The following is a 246-nucleotide window of genomic DNA, read 5'->3' as shown; positions in this document are numbered from 1 at the left end:
TATATTGGTAAAGAAGAAAAAAAAGCTGATAAAGTAATTGATGCTTCAGGCTGTTTTGTATATCCGGGGCTTATAAATACTCATCATCATTTATTTCAAATATTTACAAGAAACCTTCCTCAAGTACAGAATATGGAATTATTTGAATGGCTTACTAATCTTTATGAAATATGGAAAAACTTAAATCATGATGTTGTTTATTATAGCTCTATTACAGCAATGGGAGAATTATTAAAAACAGGCTGT

At 28.5% G+C, this 246-nt stretch carries 1 protein-coding gene; it reads left to right on the top strand.

The annotated features are described in order from the left end of the window. Window positions 1-246, top strand: a 246-nt coding sequence (locus E6A48_RS07280) for an amidohydrolase family protein (RefSeq protein WP_219709365.1), incomplete at both ends; no start/stop codon positions are given.

It is taken from the genome of Brachyspira pilosicoli (genome assembly GCF_019402445.1).
Taxonomy (GTDB): domain Bacteria; phylum Spirochaetota; class Brachyspiria; order Brachyspirales; family Brachyspiraceae; genus Brachyspira; species Brachyspira pilosicoli_B.
Note: the sequence above shows the minus strand (reverse complement) of the source record. Positions and strands in the feature narration are given on the sequence as shown.